The 18,111-nt window shown below is 67.5% G+C and carries 20 protein-coding genes; 10 read left to right on the plus strand and 10 right to left on the minus strand.

Translation table 11 applies throughout. From position 1 onward, the window contains the following. The first annotated feature begins 178 nt into the window (after positions 1 to 178). Together GGQ93_RS01595 and GGQ93_RS01600 are read left to right on the plus strand one after the other, a co-directional pair. A complete protein-coding gene (locus tag GGQ93_RS01595; RefSeq protein ID WP_054766373.1) occupies positions 179 to 373 on the plus strand; it encodes a hypothetical protein in 195 nt (64 codons plus the stop codon). Positions 374 to 583: 210 nt separating this feature from the next. Beyond that, positions 584 to 742 (plus strand): hypothetical protein, encoded by a 159-nt coding sequence (locus GGQ93_RS01600; RefSeq protein ID WP_156314211.1) that lies wholly within the window; start codon positions 584 to 586, stop codon positions 740 to 742. Between the two features lie 232 nt (positions 743 to 974). Here GGQ93_RS01600 and GGQ93_RS01605 read toward each other — a convergent pair whose 3' ends face one another. The 9 genes from GGQ93_RS01605 to GGQ93_RS01645 form a co-directional block, all read right to left on the minus strand. Further along, positions 975 to 2,207, minus strand: a complete 1,233-nt coding sequence (locus tag GGQ93_RS01605; RefSeq protein ID WP_054766374.1) for a DUF3800 domain-containing protein — start codon at positions 2,205 to 2,207, stop codon at positions 975 to 977. A 447-nt stretch (positions 2,208 to 2,654) separates the two neighbouring features. Next, a complete protein-coding gene (locus GGQ93_RS01610; RefSeq protein ID WP_054766375.1) occupies positions 2,655 to 3,686 on the minus strand; it encodes a hypothetical protein in 1,032 nt (343 codons plus the stop codon). Between the two features lie 9 nt (positions 3,687 to 3,695). Continuing rightward, complete coding sequence (locus GGQ93_RS01615; RefSeq protein WP_183214900.1) at positions 3,696 to 4,982, minus strand: site-specific integrase; 1,287 nt, start codon at positions 4,980 to 4,982, stop codon at positions 3,696 to 3,698. A 205-nt stretch (positions 4,983 to 5,187) separates the two neighbouring features. After that, on the minus strand, positions 5,188 to 6,630 hold the full coding sequence (locus tag GGQ93_RS01620; RefSeq protein ID WP_183214901.1) for a M20/M25/M40 family metallo-hydrolase: 1,443 nt from the start codon (positions 6,628 to 6,630) through the stop codon (positions 5,188 to 5,190). A 40-nt stretch (positions 6,631 to 6,670) separates the two neighbouring features. Further along, positions 6,671 to 6,910 (minus strand): DUF3297 family protein, encoded by a 240-nt coding sequence (locus GGQ93_RS01625; RefSeq protein ID WP_054766378.1) that lies wholly within the window; start codon positions 6,908 to 6,910, stop codon positions 6,671 to 6,673. A gap of 303 nt (positions 6,911 to 7,213) precedes the next feature. Beyond that, complete coding sequence (locus GGQ93_RS01630) at positions 7,214 to 8,098, minus strand: MotE family protein (RefSeq protein WP_183214902.1); 885 nt, start codon at positions 8,096 to 8,098, stop codon at positions 7,214 to 7,216. Between the two features lie 17 nt (positions 8,099 to 8,115). Then, positions 8,116 to 8,706 (minus strand): DUF6468 domain-containing protein, encoded by a 591-nt coding sequence (locus GGQ93_RS01635; RefSeq protein WP_183214903.1) that lies wholly within the window; start codon positions 8,704 to 8,706, stop codon positions 8,116 to 8,118. After that, a complete protein-coding gene (fliM, locus tag GGQ93_RS01640) occupies positions 8,706 to 9,746 on the minus strand; it encodes a flagellar motor switch protein FliM (RefSeq protein WP_054766381.1) in 1,041 nt (346 codons plus the stop codon). Before fliM ends, GGQ93_RS01635 begins: the two co-directional genes overlap by 1 nt. Before the next feature lie 3 nt (positions 9,747 to 9,749). Next, positions 9,750 to 10,427 carry a flagellar basal body-associated FliL family protein gene (locus GGQ93_RS01645; RefSeq protein WP_183214904.1) on the minus strand — a complete coding sequence of 226 codons (678 nt, stop codon included), beginning with the start codon at positions 10,425 to 10,427 and terminating at the stop codon, positions 9,750 to 9,752. A gap of 176 nt (positions 10,428 to 10,603) precedes the next feature. Between GGQ93_RS01645 and flgF the strand changes: the two genes are divergently transcribed. From flgF to GGQ93_RS01685, 8 genes are all read left to right on the plus strand, one after another. Then, on the plus strand, positions 10,604 to 11,344 hold the full coding sequence (gene flgF / locus GGQ93_RS01650) for a flagellar basal-body rod protein FlgF (protein WP_183214905.1): 741 nt from the start codon (positions 10,604 to 10,606) through the stop codon (positions 11,342 to 11,344). A 12-nt stretch (positions 11,345 to 11,356) separates the two neighbouring features. Continuing rightward, positions 11,357 to 12,145: a flagellar basal-body rod protein FlgG gene (gene flgG, locus GGQ93_RS01655; protein WP_183214906.1), complete on the plus strand. Its 789-nt coding sequence runs from the start codon at positions 11,357 to 11,359 to the stop codon at positions 12,143 to 12,145. A 3-nt stretch (positions 12,146 to 12,148) separates the two neighbouring features. Further along, complete coding sequence (locus GGQ93_RS16380) at positions 12,149 to 12,742, plus strand: flagella basal body P-ring formation protein FlgA (RefSeq protein ID WP_152950759.1); 594 nt, start codon at positions 12,149 to 12,151, stop codon at positions 12,740 to 12,742. 11 nt (positions 12,743 to 12,753) lie between these two features. Next, positions 12,754 to 13,491, plus strand: coding sequence for a flagellar basal body L-ring protein FlgH (gene flgH, locus GGQ93_RS01665; protein ID WP_152950760.1), 738 nt, complete (start codon positions 12,754 to 12,756; stop codon positions 13,489 to 13,491). A 98-nt stretch (positions 13,492 to 13,589) separates the two neighbouring features. Next, the gene (locus GGQ93_RS01670) at positions 13,590 to 14,066 is read left to right on the plus strand and encodes a hypothetical protein (protein WP_152950761.1); all 477 of its coding nucleotides are present in this window, start codon (positions 13,590 to 13,592) and stop codon (positions 14,064 to 14,066) included. 52 nt (positions 14,067 to 14,118) lie between these two features. Continuing rightward, positions 14,119 to 14,562, plus strand: a complete 444-nt coding sequence (locus GGQ93_RS01675) for a hypothetical protein (protein WP_152950762.1) — start codon at positions 14,119 to 14,121, stop codon at positions 14,560 to 14,562. 11 nt (positions 14,563 to 14,573) lie between these two features. Continuing rightward, a complete protein-coding gene (locus GGQ93_RS01680; protein ID WP_183214907.1) occupies positions 14,574 to 15,074 on the plus strand; it encodes a hypothetical protein in 501 nt (166 codons plus the stop codon). Between the two features lie 56 nt (positions 15,075 to 15,130). Further along, positions 15,131 to 16,945: a DUF885 domain-containing protein gene (locus GGQ93_RS01685; RefSeq protein WP_183214908.1), complete on the plus strand. Its 1,815-nt coding sequence runs from the start codon at positions 15,131 to 15,133 to the stop codon at positions 16,943 to 16,945. A 154-nt stretch (positions 16,946 to 17,099) separates the two neighbouring features. Here GGQ93_RS01685 and GGQ93_RS01690 read toward each other — a convergent pair whose 3' ends face one another. Next, positions 17,100 to 18,098 (minus strand): cysteine synthase A, encoded by a 999-nt coding sequence (locus GGQ93_RS01690; RefSeq protein ID WP_183214909.1) that lies wholly within the window; start codon positions 18,096 to 18,098, stop codon positions 17,100 to 17,102. Positions 18,099 to 18,111: the final 13 nt, after the last annotated feature.

An 18,111-nucleotide genomic window follows, 5' to 3' on the forward strand; every position in this document is an offset into this window, starting at 1 on the left:
GCGGTCCCCGCCTATCCCATCGAACCGATTCCCGCGATGCGTCATTCGCGGCGCCCCAGTTGAGGGGCGTTTCGGCGCCAGCAAAAGTGTTCAGACCCTCCCCGCCTTCGGCCATTGCCCAGCTTAAGGGCGAATTCACTGGCGAGCCCTAGCCTGTGATCCAACACGGAGAGGGTTCATGAAAAACGCCATCTTGCTGCGTCAGTCGGGTCTCAGTCTCATCAGTGTCACTGCGGTTCTCGCCGCAACGTTTACTGGCTGGGGTATCGCTATCGGACACGGTGCCGAGGCCCTGTCGATAGCCTCGTTCGCTGCCGCGCCGGTCGCTTTGGGCGCCTTGTTGATCCGCGCGGGAGCGAAGCGGCCCGCCTGAGCCTGCTTCAACGCCAGGTCATCTGCGGCCCGCTTCGATTGCGTCGGGCCGGTGAGCCTGTAGGCTGGCCAACGACGGGTTCCGGAACGATAGGGACCGATCGGGAGCCGGGGGACGTCCTCGACGTCGGCGGCGGCCGGTCCTGAAACACCGGGCTTCCTCGCAGAAGTTCCAGGCCCGTCCCCCATTCGCCGTCCCGAAAGGATCGCCGTGGCCGATGAGTTCACCGCCGAGGAAACGGCCCTCTATGACGAGCTGGCGGAACGGGCGGGCGAGGTCGCGCGCCGGATCCTGGCCGAACGCGGCCTGATCTATCTTGACGATCTCACTCCCGCGGCCGCCCGCGACCTGCTTCGGATCGCCTGGTGAGAAGCTGCCGAGGCGCGGTTCGCGAACCAGGATGTCAGCGAGCTTCATGCCGAGATCGACCTGATGGTCGACAGCCTCGTCATGAGCTCCGAAGGCGGCAGCGCCGCCCCGGCTTCGGTTCACTAGGCGGGAGCGCGCGAGTCCGCCGACGTGCGCGCCCTTGTGTCGCGATAGGGAGCCGGGGTCGACGACTTCATCCGGAAGCCGACCGACCCCGACCCTGAGACCTCCGCTAACCTTGAGCCAGCGGCGCCGGCGGCCGGGCCGTGGAAACGCCGGGAGGCGGGGTCCGCATGAACGGCGGCAGTCCGTCGATTTCGTACTGTTCCATCGACGCGACACGGCGTTCTTCGCTCATTTTCACCAGCGCACGACCCGCTTCCAGCTTCTCCTCGGGCATGTCTCCGAACATCACCTCTCCGAACTGATTGAGTAGCGAGTGTTCGACTCCCTCGAAGGAGAAGTCGTTTTGCCAGCCATTGGCGAGGATGAAGAGCAGCAGACGCTCGCAGTTCTCCGGAAGGACCTTGCCCTTCAGCCACTGACCGTAAAGCCACAGCGCGACGTCAGCCATCTGGATGCCGGGGCTCTGATCGTCGGGCTTCATGGCGAAGAGACTGCCAGGAGCCCGCTGCAGGGAGTAGCGCTCGCCAGCCCATTCGATGACATCCGGCGAGGCGTTGGAAAACAGACCGTGCCAAGAGCTCAGCGTGCGTCCGAACTCGTTCTGCTCATCGTGGATGATCGACGCGATCTTCTTGTTCAGGCGCCTGGACATGGACTGGAGCCCTTCCAGAAGGTTCGCGAAGGCCACCAGATTGGGGAAGTGGCCCTGCTTGGCGAGCTTCTGCTCGGTGGCGAACTGGACGCACTCCGGGTGCGCGATGATCCAGTCCAGCCCCTGCCCCAGCAACTCGCGCGATCGCGCATCCGGCAGGATGTCGAGCCGGGCCTTGATCGCCTCGCAGATCGGCGGAAGCGCCGCACGGGCGTCCGCCTCCTTGGGCATCAGCAGACACTTCCAGAAGTCCCGGGCGATATCGTCGGTGATGACACCAGCGAGCTTGAAGGCTCCGATGATCTTGAGCGGCTTCAAATTATAGGCGTGCCACGGGACGGCGGCGTTCTCCCCGGAGTCGAACAGGGTGTCGAACATCTTGGTCGCCAGCAGGTACTTCTTCTCGACCCGCGAGACGAAGAAGTTCGCTCCGGCGCGATGGAGCAGGCGGAGCAGGTCGTCGGCGATCAGTTCCAGCCGCCCGAGGCCAAGCTCGTTCGCGTGGATGGCGGTGGCGCCAACCTTCCCGGCGATGGCCCGAACCTGATCGCCATAGTTCCGGTCGAAGTCGCCCCGGCTGACCAGGGCGGCGGTGTAGTAGTCGGGCTGCGCCGTATCGAAGATGTTTCTTCCGGTGTTTCCGGACTCATCGACGTAGGCGAACAGCGGGGTGCGGGCTTCTCCCATGGTTTCTTATTCTCCGTTCTCAGGGGGGCCTGAGAGATCGGAAGCGGCCCTCGCCATTTCAAGGCGCAGCGTTCATCGAATTCGGGTTGGTGCGGGCGGCCGGGGTCGAACCGGCATGGGCAAAGCCCGACGGATTTTCATACCACTTCGACTTTCGCCGCCGCCGGATGGCGTTCGTGGTCTGGACTATCCCTTCGCCGTAGCCGAAGCCTTAGGCGCCGCCCGTCTAGTCTCTACACCTTCCCGTCCAAGGGGGACGGGCTTGGCTCGGGATCGCCATCTGACAGGGTTCCCCGACTTTGAGCGGTTCTACGTCCGGGATTTCCCCCGGCGCACTCAATCCTCAGCTTAAGTCCGTTGCGTCTACCAGTTTCGCCACGCCCGCGAGCCGAGGCTTCCCTATAGCGAGGAGCCCTCCCCGGTCCAAGAGACTTGGTTCTGTGAGCGTCAGGGCGGCGACCGCAGGCCGACCTCGGGACGGCGCAGTATCTCCCGGACGACGTTCCATCGGACTGCGCGGGCCCAACGCTGCTTCAGCTCGGCGCTCTGGATCGCGACGATCTTCATGGTTGCGGAAGGGGACCAGAGGCCCGCCCTTTCGCGGGCCGCCCAGATTGGGCCGCCGCTCAACCCCTTGATGCTTCCGATCGCCTCCGTCTCGCCGTCCAGCCGGGCGCCCTGCGCGTCGAGATAGATGAACAGGTCGTGGGAGTAGATCGGCTGGCTGGCTTTCTTGGGGATCGCGGTCAGGGGATCGGTCGCGAGATTGAGCATCCTTTGATGGACAATCCCGTCAACGTTCCGGGCTCCCTCATGAAGGAAGCCACTCACTACCAGGCGGTCGCCAACCCGGTCGTCGCCCCCTTGCTCCAGTGGCAGAAAGCCCCAGTTCTCCGCCAGCATGGCGATGGTCTCGGGCTCCTTGAGCTCTATCACGACGACGTCGGCCGTGACGGGCGGTGGTTGATGGTAAACGATGTGATGCCCGAACGTTCGAAAGTTGCCCCGCACCGGCTGTTCGGGAATGACGACCTCTTCGGTCGGGATCATCGCTGAAGAGGCGTCTTCGGGGTCCTCCCGGAAGAGGTGGTCGGCTGTGACCAGGAAGATTCTGTCTTCGTGTTTGAACAGGGTTCCGGTGCCTAGGATTTCGATCTCGCCGCCGGGCACATCACGCAGGATTGGCAGGGTGACCCGAAGGCGAAAGGCGTTCAGCGCTTTGTCGGCCTCGAGATGGACCGTCTCCGGCGGACTCTGATGCAGGTAGTAGAAGACGCCATCGGTCGTGACGTCGGCGAGCGCTGCTCCGGCGTCGAACGGAAGGGTCGCCGTGGGCCGGCTCAGGTCGGCTTCTGCGATCAGCATCCAGTGCTCAGCTTCCTCACCGCCCCGATCGACGCCCCACCCGGACGCCTTGGAGAAGACGGCGTGCTCGGCGGCCGAGGTGGAGTACGGGGAGCGGTAGATCTGGACGTCCATGGGGAAGACTTAGGTCTCCGACGCCGTTTCGCCAGCGCGCGCCCCTCGCTGTCTCGCCGGCTTCGGCTTGCGGACGTTGATTGCCGAGGCGTCGAGCACGTTCTTGATGTGCGAGGCGTAGTATTTCTCGATCATCTCCACGCTGGTCCGGCAGTTCTTGGCGACCTGGTAGATGTCCGCCCCCTCCATCAGCCGCATCGAGATGTAGGTGTGCCGCAGGCTGTAGGCCGTCCGCGGCTTGCCGTCCCGGTCCTTCTTAAGCCCGAGTTCGTCCAGGATGGCGTTCAGGAGCTCGCGCTGGACCAGTCCGAAAACGAGATCGGTCGGCTCGCCGTTCTTGCGCTTCAGGACCCGCTCGAAGGGACGCACGGCGCCCGGCATGCTCTTGCAGTACCCGACGCCCCGCTTTCCCCGGACCTCGATCTCAAGGATCCGCTCGCCGGTGGCCTCATCCTCGACGATGGAGACGTCCCTGAACTCAAGGCGCTGAGCCTCGTCGGGACGAAGGCCGGTGTTGACCATGAACAGGACGAAATCGTGGAACTGCTCGCACTCCTCGCGCCACCGTTCTTTTTTCGGGTTCTTCGCCCTCTCCCGCGTCGCTTCATAGAGTCGCTTGTACTCCTCGGGGGAGAACCACGCCCGATGGCTGATCTTCCCGGACGCCCGATAGGGGTTGCTCATATCGGGAAGGGCCGAAATCCAACCCTTGCGGTTGGCGCTCTTCAGGATCTGTCGGAGGCAGACCATCTCGTTGTGAAGCGTCTGCCGGCTCGGTCTCTTCCAGGCCTTGACCTTGCCGATCCGCTCCCGACCGTCCGACACGAAGCGCACCCGCTGTGGCTCCTCGGGAGGTGTAACCCGCTGAAGCCGATAGTCCTGGATCCGACCGGCCGAGACTTCGGAGATCGCCAGGTCGCCGAAGAACGGGTTCAGGTAGAGCCGGATCACCCTGCCTTTGCTCGCGACGTACTGAGCGTTGCGCTCGCCCAGCGTCATCGCCGCGTACTCCTTCTCGAACGCTGCTGCGGCTTCGCGGAATGTCTTCTCGCCGCTTCGGCGCGGCGCGATCCGCTCCGGAATCACGACCAGTGAGTTTGGAGGCGTCGGCAACACGCCGTGCCTCCGCAGCCGGTCCTCGGCTACGCGATCGAGATACCAGTCTCGAGCGAACTCTCGCGCGTAGGCGATGTTCGTTTCCTTCGTCGACTGACGGTAGTTGCGACCGCTCAGGTACGTCGCGCACTGCCAGAAGCGGCTGTTCTCGCGACGGTACACATGGAGCTTTCCGTCCATGAGGGAGTGAGACTCCGACACATGACCTCCTTGCCGATGACGGCAACTGTGTAAGGCATGTGTAAGTCTCTATCCCTCGTAACCGTTTGATTTAGATACGTAAATCTACGGTAGTGGGTTTTAAGTCTGCTGCGTCTACCAGTTTCGCCACGCCCGCGAGCCGGTCCGGCTCTATAGCCAGAACCGGCGGCCGGGGCCAAGCGGCTCAGCGCGCAGGCGTGGCCGGGGCGGCGGGGCGCATGGCGCGGAAATCGACGTCCGAATCGGCGATCAGCCACAGCAGCCCCGCCCAGGCGGCGACGTTCTGGCTCAGTTGGGCCGGGTCGATCTTGTCCAGGGTGTCGTTGGCGGTGTGGTGCAGGTCGAAATAGCGGGTTCCGTCCTGGGCCAGGCCGAAGAAGGGCACGCCCAACGGCCCCATAGGCCCGACATCGACGCCGCCCTCGGTCTCGACGCGGTCCGAGGCCAGGACGCCGATCGGATAGAGGACGCGCGTGGCGGCCTTCTGGAAGTCGGAGCCTTGCGCGCCGGCCGGCAGCCGCAACGCATAGACCCGGTCGGCGCCGAAGTCGCTCTCGCCGGCGATGATGTGCTTGTCCAGGGCGGCGCCCTGGTTGCGGGCGTAGACGCCGCCGCCGTTGCCGGTCCGGGGCGTCGGCTGGGCCACCTCTTCGGAACCATAGAAGATGACGCGCAGGGTGCGCGCCGGGCGACGGCCGCTGTCGGCGATGGCCTTGGCTGCGGCCACCGTAATGGCGCCGCCCGCTCCGTCGTCGATCGCGCCGGTGCCCAGGTCCCAGCTGTCCATGTGCGAGCCCAGGACGATGATCTCGTCCGGACGGCTGGCGCCGGGCAGGTCGCCGATCACGTTCTGGCTGTGGGTCTCATAGGTATGGGCGGTCGAGGTCAGGCGCATCCGCACCGGCTCGCCCAGGGCGACCAGGCGGCTGACCTGGTCGGCGTCCGGCGCCGACAGGGCGAAGGCGGGGATGGTCGGCTTGCCGTCTACATAGCGGGTGGTGCCGGTGTGCGGCATCCGGTCCTCGTCGGACCCGACCGAGCGCATCACGAAGGCCGCCGCCCCCTTGGCCGCGGCGACGCCCGGCCCGGCCCCGCGCACGCGGGTCTGGGGACCATAGCCCGAGCCGTCCTGCATCGGATGCATCTGGCCCAAATCGACATAGACGATCTTGCCCCGCACAGCGGCGTCCGGCGCGGCCTGAAGGTCTTCCATCGAGGCGAAACGGACGATCTCGGCCTCGACCCCGCCCGCTGGGGTCGCCGGCGAATGGCCCAGCGCGGCAGCGACCAGGGCCTGGGCGTGGTCGCCGACGATGGCGGCGGAGCTTTCGCCCCGCTCCCAGCCGACCAGAGGAAACTCTTCGATCCGGACGTTCTGGAAGCCGTGGGCGCGCAGATAGTCGGCGGCCCAGGCGGCGGCGTCCTGTTCGGCTTTCGATCCCGCCGGGCGCGCGCCGAACCGGGTCGTCAGTTGGGTGACGTAGTCCAGGGCGATGTTGGAGCGCAGGGCCGCGTCGCGAATGGCGATCGCCCGCTCCACCGTCGCGGCGTCCTGGGCCGACGCCAGGGGCGCAAAGGCGACAAGGCCCAGCGCAAGGGCGCTGGCGGTCAGCAGACGAAGGGACATGGGCGCGGCTCCACTTGGAAAGCCGCGACCCTAGAAAGAGTCAGCCGTTCTGGAAATAGGGTTCCACCGTCCCCTGCAACTTGACGGTCAGGGCCTTGCCCTTGCGGTCCACGCGATTGCCCAGAGCCAGCCGCACCCAGCCCTCGGAGACGCAATATTCCTCGACATTGGTCTTTTCCTCGCCCTTGAACCGGACGCCGACGCCGCGCTGCAACGCCTCGGCGTCGTGATAGGGGCTGGACGGGTCGACGGAGAGGCGGTCGGGAGGCGTGTCGGACATGGTCGGTCAGCGGGCTCGTAGGTCGGAAAGGCGCGGTGATAGCCGCGCCCGGCCGCCCTGCCAACCGAAACCGCCGCTCAGAACCCGAGCCAGAGCCGCGCCAGCGGTATGGCCAGCCACAGGGGCGCCGTCAGCAGGCCGCGCGCCAGCGGGCGCCGAAGGCGGTGCGCAATATACAAGACTTCCCCGAGCATGGCGGACCATCCTCAATGCCTCGCCCCCAAATCGGGCGTGAAGGGAGGATGCGCCCAAATGGGTTAGCGGATCGCCGTCATCCCACTAAGGATGAATCCGCAAGGGACGTCACTGCACCGTCTGGCGCGGCTGGGCGTCGGCGGCCGAGGGCTGATAGGCTTGGGGACCGCTGGCCGGAGCGGCGGCGGGGGTCGCGGTCGGGCGGGCGGCTGGACGGTTCGCCGGGCGGCGGGCGGCCGGACGCGGGGTCTGACGCGCCGGGGTCGCCGCAGCAGGCGTCGACGCCGGGGACGCAGCCGTCGGACCAGAACCCGGCGTCGCGGGCGCGGCGGCGGCCGGGGCGGGGGTCGCTTCGGCGGCGGCGGCGCGGGCCGCCATCTGCTGCGCCTGGAAGCGAGCGGCCATCTTCTCCGTCAGCTCCTTGGCCTGGGCCGGCGTCATCTGGGCCATGACGGCCGCCAGGGTGCGCGGCCGCATGGCCGCCGCGACCGGCAGACGCACCCGATCCTCCAGCGAAGCCATGACGGGGGCGGCGTCCTTGGGCCGCATGGCCGAATAGACCTGAACCAGCCGGTCGATCTCGGCCTTTTCGCGCTCGTCGACCTGGCCCAGCATCTGCTTCATCTCGGCCTTCAGCGCCTCCAGCGCCTTGACCTTGGCGTCCAGCTTCTGCTCGGCGGCGACCATCAGCGGCAGGGTGGTGGCGAAGTCCTGATCCCGCGCGTCCAGCTCGGTTCGGCGCGCCGACAGGGACTGGATGATCTTCAGCTCGGCCGGAGAAATGCCGGCCTGCTGCGCCAGCTGTTCGGGCGAGAGCGCGCAGGTGCCGGCCGGGGCGGGCTTGGGCGCCGCAGCAGCGGCGGCCGGCGCAGCCTCCTCGGCCCAGGCCTTGGCGCCTTCGAACAGGCCCGGCGCGACGCCGACGGCGCGCACGGCGACGACCCCGCCGATGGCGACGGCGATCAGGGGGAGAAGGCGGGGGATGCGGGCCATGAAAGAAGGTTCCGAACTCAGGCGGCGAACAGGTCGTCGTCCAGATTACGACGCGCGGCGTTGAGGCTTTGTTTTGCGGTTTGGTTAGCGGAGCCGACGGCGGTCAGGGCCTGGACGATGGCGGCGACATTGTCGCGCCCGGCCGGCGCCCGGCCCGTCGCGGCGCTCGCGACGGTCGGGGTCATGCCCTGGATGCGTTCGGCCAGGGCGGCCATGCGGCGGGCGCGCTCGTCGTCGTCATTGACCAGGGCGGCCGGCGGAGGGGCGATCGCGGCCGAACGAACCGGTTCGGGACGGGCGACCGCCTCCTCTTCCCGGCTCCGGCTCGTCGCGGTCGGGGCCCGCGCGATCAGAACCTCCAGCTGCTGCTTGACCTCGCGCGCCTTGATGATCCGGTCGTGCAGCAGATCCGTCTCCTGGCCCGAAGCGCGCAGATTGGCCAGGGCCGCCTCGGCGCGGCCGGCGGCGGCGTTCAGCTCGGTCACCGCCTGGGCGAAGGCGATCTGCCCGGTGCGAAGGGCCGCCAGCTTGCGCTCCAGCTTGATCCCGTAGCCGACCGCCGCGACCAGCAGCAGCATGAGGACGGCGTCCATGATCATTCCAGCCATCAGCGCGCGCCCTTTATTCTTGCGGCGGATTCAGGGCTGATCGGCCCTTCGACGCGCACGGCGATATGTTGTCCCTTTCGGCCCATGCGGCCGGTCGTCAGGGGGATGGAGCCCGCACGGATCGAAACCTCCGAATCCGGCGTGGCGTTCAGCATCATCGTGTCCCCGACCTTCAGGTTCAAGACGCTGGACAGGGGCATGACCTGCTCGTCCAGCACCGCCCGCACCTCGGTTTCGGTGGTCCAGATTTCGGTGGCCAAGTGGCCTTCCCAGATGTTGTCGCGGCCGAACTTCTCACCCATGAACTGCTGCAGCAGCATCTTGCGGATCGGCTCCAGCGTCGCATAGGGCAGGAGCAGTTCGATCCGTCCGCCGCGATCCTCCATGTCGATCCGCAGCTTGATCAGGATGGCGGCGTTGGCCGGGCGCGCAATGGCGGCGAAGCGCGGATTGGTCTCCAGCCGGTCCAGATTGAAGGTGACCGGGGTCAGGGGCTCGAACGCCTGGCGGGCGTCGTTCAGCACCACCTCCACCATCCGCTGCACCAGCACCCGTTCGATGGTGGTGTAGGGCCGCCCCTCGATCCGCAGGGCCGCCGTGCCGCGACGGCCGCCCAGCAGCACGTCGACGATCGAATAGATCAGGTTGGAATCGACGGTCAGCAGGCCGTAGTTGTCCAGTTCCTCGGCCCGAAACACCGCCAGGATGGCCGGCAGAGGGATGGAGTTCAGATAGTCGCCGAACCGGATCGACGAGATGTTGTCCAGCGACACCTCGACGTTGTCCGAGGTGAAGTTGCGCAAGCTGGTCGTCATCAACCGCACCAGGCGGTCGAACACTATTTCCAGCATCGGCAGGCGTTCGTATGAGACGAGCGCCGAGTTGATGATGGCGCGAATGCCGGACTTTTCCGACCCGTCGTCGTCGCCGAGATCGAAGCCCAGCAGGCTGTCGATCTCGTCCTGGTTCAGGACGCGCTCGGACAGGGCGTCCGCAGGATCGCCCAGTCCGGCCAGGGAATCGATCGGCGCGTCGGTCATCGCCTATTGCACCAGCATTTCTTCGATCAGAACGGCGTCGACCTTGCCCGGCGCGGCGACCAGATTGATGCGGCGCAGAAGCTCGGCGCGCAGCTGATAGGTGCCGGCGGAACCGCTCAGATCCTCGGGGCGAAGCTCCCGCACGAAGCCCGTGAACATGTCCTGCAGGCGCGGCATTTCTTCCTGCAGATGCGTCGCCACCTCGGCGTCATGCATCTCCAGCGTCAGCTTCAGCTTCAGGAAGGTGGGGCGTCCGTCCGGCGACTGGATGTTCATCACCATGTCCGGCAGGGTGTAGAAGGTGACGCCGTCCGGCCCTTCTGAAATCTTGCCCAGCGACGGGTCGGCCTCGCCCTCCTTGCCGCCCCCGCCGTGGCCGCCGCCCTTTTCCTCGCCCTTCTTCTCTTCCTTGCCGTGACCGCCCTTTTCCTCGGCCTTGGCTTCGCCGTGGCCGCCTTCCGGCGCGGCGGCTTCCTCGCCATGCGCCTCGGCCGGCTTGGGCTTCATCAGGAAGAAGGCCGCCGCGCCGCCGCCGCCCAGGACCAGCAGGGCGACCGGGGCGATGATGAACAGGATCGGCAGCTTCTTTTTCTTGGGCGCGCCTTCTTCGCCCTCGGCGCCCGCCTCGGCCTCGGCCGCGTCGGCGCTGGGGTCGCCCTTCTTCTTGCCAAGTTTCAACATGCGCTCGCCCCGGAGAATCTACAGGGGAAGATCGGCCCAGCTTGGTTAATGCGACGTTTACAAACGGCAGTTTTTGCCGGGCGAACCCGGCCCTCCTCCCCCGCAAAGCCCCGCCGCGCCTGAATTAACCCTGTTGGCACGGTCATTGCGTAAGGGATTTCCGAAGGAGCCTCGTCGTGGAAAACGCCGCCTATATCGGACTGTCCCGTCAGATGACGCTGCGCCGCGAGCTGGACATCGTGGCCAACAACATCGCCAACGCCGACACCACCGGCTTCAAGGTGGAGCAGCTGATGGTCGGGAAGGAAATCGGCAAGCGGGCGCGCAACGACGCCATCCGGCCGTCCGCCAGCTTCGTGCTGGACAACGGCGTCGGCCGGGACTTCGGCCAGGGCGCCATGTCCGAGACGGGCCGCACGCTGGACTTCGCCATCGCCGGAGAAGGCGCCTTCTTCACCGTCCGCGACGGCGCCAACGGCGAGGCCTATACCCGCGACGGCGCCTTCACCCTGGACCCCGAGGGCCGGTTGACGACCAAACAGGGCGCGCCTGTGCTGAGCGGCGGCGCCGAGATCGTGCTGGACCCTGCGCTGGGCGCCATATCGGTCGGCGCGGACGGGACCATCACCCAGGCGGGCCAGATCACCGGCCGCCTTTCCGTCGTCCGGTTCGACACCCTGGGCGTTTTGGAGAAGGGCGGCGACGGCCTCTACCGCAACGGTTCCAACACCCAGCCGGTCGAGGCGAACGACGTCCAGATTCATCAGGGCGCGCTGGAAGCCTCCAACGTCAACTCCCTCGTCGAGATCACCAACCTGGTCGAGATCAGCCGCGCCTATGAGAGCGTCACCCGGATGATCGAGAACACCACCGACCTGAGCCGTCGCGCCGTCGAGCGCCTCGGCAAGGTCGCATAAGGAACCCTGGACATGCGCGCACTTCGCACCGCCGCCTCGGGCATGGCCGCCCAGCAGCTGAACGTGGAGGTCATCTCCAACAACATCGCCAACATGAACACGGTGGGCTTCAAGAAGCAGCGCGCCGAGTTCCAGGATCTGCTCTATCAGAACGTCGAGCGGATGGGGGCTCAGTCCTCCAGCCAGGGCACGGTCGTCCCGACGGGCATTCAGATCGGCGCCGGCGTCAAGGCCGGGGCGGTCTATCGCGTGACCGAACAGGGCACGCCCCAGCAGACCGGCAATCCCTATGACATGGCGATCGACGGCCGCGGCTATTTCCAGGTGACCCTGCCCTCGGGCGAGATCGGCTACACTCGCGCGGGCAATCTGGCGCTCAGCCCCGAAGGCCAGATCGTCACCGACGACGGCTATCCTCTGGAACCGGCGATCTCGATCCCGCAGGACACGGTCAAGCTGACCATCTCCAAGACCGGCCTGGTCCAGGCGACGCAGCAGGGTCAGACGGCGCCGACCACCGTGGGCCAGATCCAGTTGGCGACCTTCTTCAACGAGGCGGGGCTGGAAGCGATCGGCGACAATCTGCTGCTGGAGACGGCCGCCTCGGGCGCCGCCAACATCGGCTCGCCCGGCGACGTCGGTTTCGGCCAGATCCTGCAGGCCTATACCGAAGCCTCGAACGTCGATGCGGTGTCCGAGATCAGCGCCCTGATCATCGCCCAGCGCGCCTATGAGATGAACTCCAAGGTCATATCGACGGCGGACCAGATGATGTCGGTCACCTCCCAGGTGAAGGGCTAAGCCATGAAGATCGTTCGTAACGCCCTGGCCCTGACCGCCGTCTTCGCTGCGATCGCCGGCGCCGCCTCAGCCGGTTCGGTGGTCCTGAAGTCCAACCCCGTCGACGACGACGGCCGGGTGACGCTGGGCGACCTGTTCGAGGGCGCCGGCGCCGCCTCTGAGGTGGTGGTGGCCCAGCGCGTTGGCCCGTCCGTCGTTCTGGAAGCCGGCGCCCTTCAGGCCCAGGCGCGTCAGGCGGGTCTGGACTGGGACAATCCGACGGGCCTCCGTCGAGTCGCCGTGCGTCGCGCCGCCGCCGTCCCGGTTCAGACCGCCGCCGCCTCGGCCGGCCAGACGGCCCGCCCCGCCTTTGTCTCCGCCGGCGCCCAGGTCATCGCCCGCAACGACATGGTGCGCGTCACCTATCAGGTCGGGGGCGTCAATCTCAGCGTCATGGGCAAGGCGCTGCGCAACGCCGCCCTGGGCGAGCCCGTGGCGGTCATGAACACCTCCTCCAACCGCATCATCGACGCCGTGGCCTCCGGTCCCGGCCAGGCCCTTGCCGGTCCCGCCGCCGACATGGTCCGCGCCAATCCTCAACAATTCGCCGCCCGCTAGGGAAGTCCGTCATGCGTAAGCTCGTCCTCGCCGCCGCCGTCTCCGCCGCCTCCCTGGGCGCCTGCTCCACCGCCGTCGAGGCGGTGCGCGGCCCCCAACTGGCGCCCATCGGCTATCCCGCCGCCCTGGTTCCCACCCAGCAGGCCTATATGGCCGCCCCGGCGATGCGGACTGAATCGACCCCCGCCAGCGCCAACAGCCTGTGGCGGGTCGGCGCCCGCACCTTCTTCGGCGACCAGCGCGCCCGTCACGTCGGCGACATCCTGACCGTCCGCATCGACATCGACGACCGCGCCCAGACCCAGAACACGACCCAGCGGTCGCGGTCCAACGACGCCTCGACCGGAGTGTCCAACTTCTTCGGCCTAGAGAGCAGCCTGGGCCGCGCCTTCCCCGGCGGTTTCGATCCGGCCAAGATGGTCGGGCTGGAAGGCGAAACGAACGCCTCGGGCTCGGGCTCGGTCAACCGGTCCGAAAAGGTCTCTCTGACCATCGCCGCCGTCGTCACCGAGGTTCTGGCCAACGGCAATATGGTCATCCAGGGCCGCCAGGAGGTCCGCACCAATCGTGAGGTTCGCGAACTGACCGTCGCCGGCATCGTGCGGCCGGAAGACATCTCCTCGGCCAATTCGATCAACCACACTCAGATCGCCGAGGCCCGCATCTCCTACGGCGGTCGGGGCGACATCAGCCGGATGCAGGCCACCCCCGCCGCCCAGAGCCTGGTGGAGCGCTTCAGCCCGTTCTGATCCGCTGCGGCGCGAAAGCCACAACCATCAGCCGCGCAAGCGGAGCCGTGAACTGTTGACGGATACCCGCGTTTGACCGTCAGACGCGAGTTAATCAAATGTTCAAGGTTCTGATCCCCGCCGCCGCTGCCATCGCCTTGGTCGCCTTCGCCGCCAAGCCGCAGGCGACCGAGCCCTCGGCCCATATGTCGGCGGAAACGCCGGCCATGGCCTGGCATCTGAGCCACGAGGGCGCCATGGCCAAGCTGGCCTACGGCGTGGCCAACTCCGATCAGTTGGCCCTGATGGTCACCTGCTCGCCCGGCGACCGGACGGCCGTGGTCTATGGCGACGTTCAGCCGGACACGCCTCGCCTGATCAACGCCTCGCACGGTCCCAGCCTGATCGATCCCTTGACCGGCGGCGACGCTACGGAGTCGCGCCTGTCCTTGCAGGACGCCAGTCTGAAGGGTCTCGCCGACCGCGGCGTGATGCGGGTTCAGGGCGATGCAGGCCAGTTCGACCTGACCGCTGACAGGGCCGAGCGGCGGATGATCGCGGACTTTCTGGCCTATTGCGGGTCTTCGCGCGCTTGACAAAATACGCGGCTGACGCAGGCTTGAGTTCCACCGCCAGCAGGGCCGACCGATGAACCTCATTCTCGCCGCCCTCCTGGCTTTCGGCCAGGCGGGAGCTCCGCGCGCCGCCCCGGTCTGGACCTGGACCCTTTATGAGAACGAGGGTCCGGTCGTTCTGGCCAATGAGGCGCCCGACACGCCCAATCTTCGCGCCACCGTGGAATGTGATCCGCGCTCAGGCGTCGTGGACCTTACGGTATACAAGGAAGACGCCCCGGCGCCCGGCGCCGCCTTCGCGCGCCTGAGCTCCGGCGACGTCGCCGCGACCAGTCCGGCCCGGTTCGGACGGCGGGGACGGCTGCAGGTGACGGTCCGCACCGACCATCCGCTGTTCGCCGCCTTCGTCGGCTCGGGCGATCTGACCATTCAGACGGGCGATCGAACAGACCGGGTGGCCATCCCCCGCGCCCATCTTGCCAAGCTGCGCCGTTTGGCGGACCGTTGCGCCGGTTGAGGAGACCGACGATGTCCCGGCTTAAGCTGATCCCGCCCCTTCTGTCCGTCGCGGCCCTGGCCGCCTGCGCGACCCAGCCGCCGACGGCCGACCTGTCCCCGGCCGCATCCGCCCCCGCCCCGACGCCGGGCTACGACTGGATCCGCAACACGGACGAGCCGCCGCAACAGGCTCTGGTCTACGGCATGGCCCACAGCGACGAAGTCAAGCTTCAGCTCTTCTGCCGTCCCGGTTCCGACACCCTGGATCTGGCAGCCATACTCGACAAGCCGGCGCGCCAGCTGCGGCTGGAGTCCGGCGGCGACACCGAAACCTATCGCGCCACTTTTGAAGAGGCGGCGATCAGCGACGGCTACTACGCCCAGGCCCGCGCCAGCACCAAGGACCCCGTCTTCCAGCGGTTCCGCCGGCTGGGCTGGATCGCCGTCTGGGACGGGGACGAACGTCACGCCTACGCCGCCCGCCCCGCCGCCCTGGCCGAGATCGAACGCTTCTTCGCCGCCTGCGGATGACGGCTTGACGCCCCCCGTCCGCTCCGCTTGCGTGGCGGTTGAAAGCGGAGGGCGTCATGAAGATCATCGGTTTGGCCGTTGCGGCCGGTTTGGCGACGGCGGCGACCGGCGCAGCGGCGGCCCCGGAGGCTGCGCAGGCGGGGGTCCCAGTGGAGGCTCCCGTGGCGGCGCCGGCGACGGCCCGCCCGGCTGAGGCGGCGCTGAACGCCCTGATCGCGGACTACGAAGCCTATCTGAAGGCGATCGACCCCTTCGCTGCGGGCGGAGAGGGCGATGTGGAGGCCATGGGCCGGGTCCCCGACCTGTCGCGCGCCTTCGAACTGGCCCAGCGCGCGCCGCTGGAAGCCTTCGTCGCCCGGGTCGAGGCCATCGACCCGGCAAGTCTTTCCCAGGCGGGGCGGATCAACCACGCCTTCCTGCTGTACAGCCTGAAGCGCGGCGTCGAGGGTCTGGATTACGACGCCTCTCGCCTGGCCTTCGACAGCGAAGGCGGGCCCGGAACCTGGGCCCTCTATGTCGGCCAGAGCACCCGGCTCAACACGGTGGCGGAGGCTCAGGCCTATATCCAGCGCATACGGGGCTTCGGCGACATCTACGCCCAGACCACCGATAACGCCCGGCGGGGTCTCGCCACCGGCATGGTCCAGCCCCGCTCCGTCACCGAAAGCGCCCTGGCCGGGGCGCGCAACGACGTGGCGATCACGCCCGAGGACGAGCCCCTGCTCAAACCCTTCGCCACCCTGCCGACCACCATCGCCCCCGCCGACCGCGACCGGCTGAGGGCCGAGGCCGCCGCTGCGGTCGCCGCCGTCATCGTCCCCGCGCGCCAAGCCTGGCTGACCTTCCTGGAGACCGAATACCTGCCCCAGGCTCCGATCGAGCCCGGTCTGGGCAACCGCCCCGGCGGCAAGGCCCTCTACGCCTATCTGGTGCGGGGCCACACCACCACGGACCTGACGCCGGACCAGATCCACCAGATCGGCCTGTCCGAGGTCGCCCGCATCCGCGCCCGGATGGAGGTCGAGATGAAGGCCGCCGGCTGGACCGGCGACTTCGCCGGCTTTTTGAACTTCCTGCGCACCGACCCGCAGTTCTACGCCCAGACGCGCGAGGACCTGCTGGAGAAGGCGTCGGAGATGGCCAAGCGTGCGGACGGCGGCCTGCCCGCCCTGTTCGCCACCCTGCCCCGCCTGCCCTATGACGTGCAGCCGGTCCCGCCCCAGATCGAGGCGACCTACACCACCGGCCGCTACAATCCCGGCTCTATGCAGAACGGCGTCCCTGGCCACTATGTGGTCAACACGTCGAAGCTGGACCAGCGCCCCCTGTACGAACTGCCGGCCCTGACCCTGCACGAGGCCGTGCCCGGCCACCACCTTCAGATCGCCCTGCAGCAGGAGGCCGAGGACCAGCCCTATTTCCGCCGCCAGGCCAATGTGACGGCCTTCACCGAAGGCTGGGGTCTCTATTCCGAGTTCCTGGGCGAGGAGATGGGCTTTTATCGCACGCCCTATGAACGCTTCGGCCGCCTGTCCTACGAGATGTGGCGCGCCTGCCGCCTGGTGGCCGACACCGGCCTGCACTGGATGGGCTGGTCGGAAGAACAGGCCCGCGCCTGTTTCCGCGACAACTCGGCCCTGGCGCCCCACAATATCGAGACCGAGCTTCAGCGCTACATCGGCTGGCCCGGCCAGGCCACGGCCTACAAGATCGGCGAGATCCGCCTGCGCGAAATCCGCGCCCGGGCGGAACGCGAACTGGGGCCGAAGTTCAACATCCGCACCTTCCACGACGCCCTGCTGACGGAGGGCCCGCTGCCGCTGGCCCTGCTGGACCAGCGGATGGACGCCTGGATCGCGGCGGAGAAATAGGACCTTCCCCCGCTTGCGGGGGAAGTGTCAGGTCGTGGCGCGCAGCGACACGCCTGACGATGGGGGAAGTCTTCTGTTCAAACGAGACTCCCCTCTCCGACCCTGGTCCGCTGCGCGGACGCCGGGCCACCTCTCCCGCGAGCGGGAGAGGGTCTTAAGCCCACGCCGGAACCGGCAGGCCCTTCGATGTCAGGAATTCCGGGTTGAACAGCTTGGACGCATAGCGCGACCCCGGATCGCACAGGCAGGTGACGATGGTCTTGCCCGGCCCGATCTCGCGCGCCAGCCGCACGGCCCCGGCGATATTGACCCCGGCCGATCCGCCCAGCGACAGACCTTCGTGCTTCACCAGATCGAACAGGATCGGCAGAAACTCCGCATCCTCGATCCGGTAGGCGTAATCCGGCTTGAACCCCTCCAGATTGCCGGTGATCCGCGCCACCCCGATCCCCTCGGTGATCGACGAGCCCTCGCCCGTCATCTCGCCCTTGGTGAACCAGTTGAACAGGGCCGCGCCGGCGGGGTCGGCCAGGGCGATGGTCACATCAGGCTTCTTCTCGCGCAGATAGGCCGCGACGCCCGAGATGGTGCCGCCCGACCCCACGGCCGAGACGAAGGCGTCGATCTCGCCGCCGGTCTGCGCCCAGATCTCCGGAGCGGTCGTCGTATAGTGGGCGTCGCGGTTGGCGGTGTTGTCGAACTGGTTGGCCCAGATCGCCCCGGCCTCTTCGCTCTCGTTCAGTTCAGACGCCAGACGGCCCGAATAATGGACGAAATGGTTGGGGCTGGAGAAGGGGGCGGCGTCCACCTCGACCAGGCGCGCGCCCAGCGAACGGATGGCCGACTTCTTCTCCTCCGACTGGGTGCGGGGCATGACTATGACCACGGGATGACCCAGGGCCGCCCCGACCAGGGCCAGGCCGATGCCGGTGTTGCCCGCCGTGCCCTCGACGATGGTCCCACCGGGCTTCAGCGCGCCCGACGCCCGCGCGGTCTGGACGATGGACAGGGCGGCGCGGTCCTTGATCGAGCCGCCGGGGTTCATGAACTCGGCCTTGCCCAGGATTTCGCAGCCCGTCTCGTCAGACAGGCGATTCAGGCGGACCAGCGGCGTATGGCCGATCAGGTCGATGACAGACGGTGTGGCGGACACGTTTCAGCTTTCA

It is taken from the genome of Brevundimonas aurantiaca (assembly GCF_014199955.1).
In the GTDB taxonomy this organism is placed as follows: Bacteria; Pseudomonadota; Alphaproteobacteria; order Caulobacterales; family Caulobacteraceae; genus Brevundimonas; species Brevundimonas aurantiaca.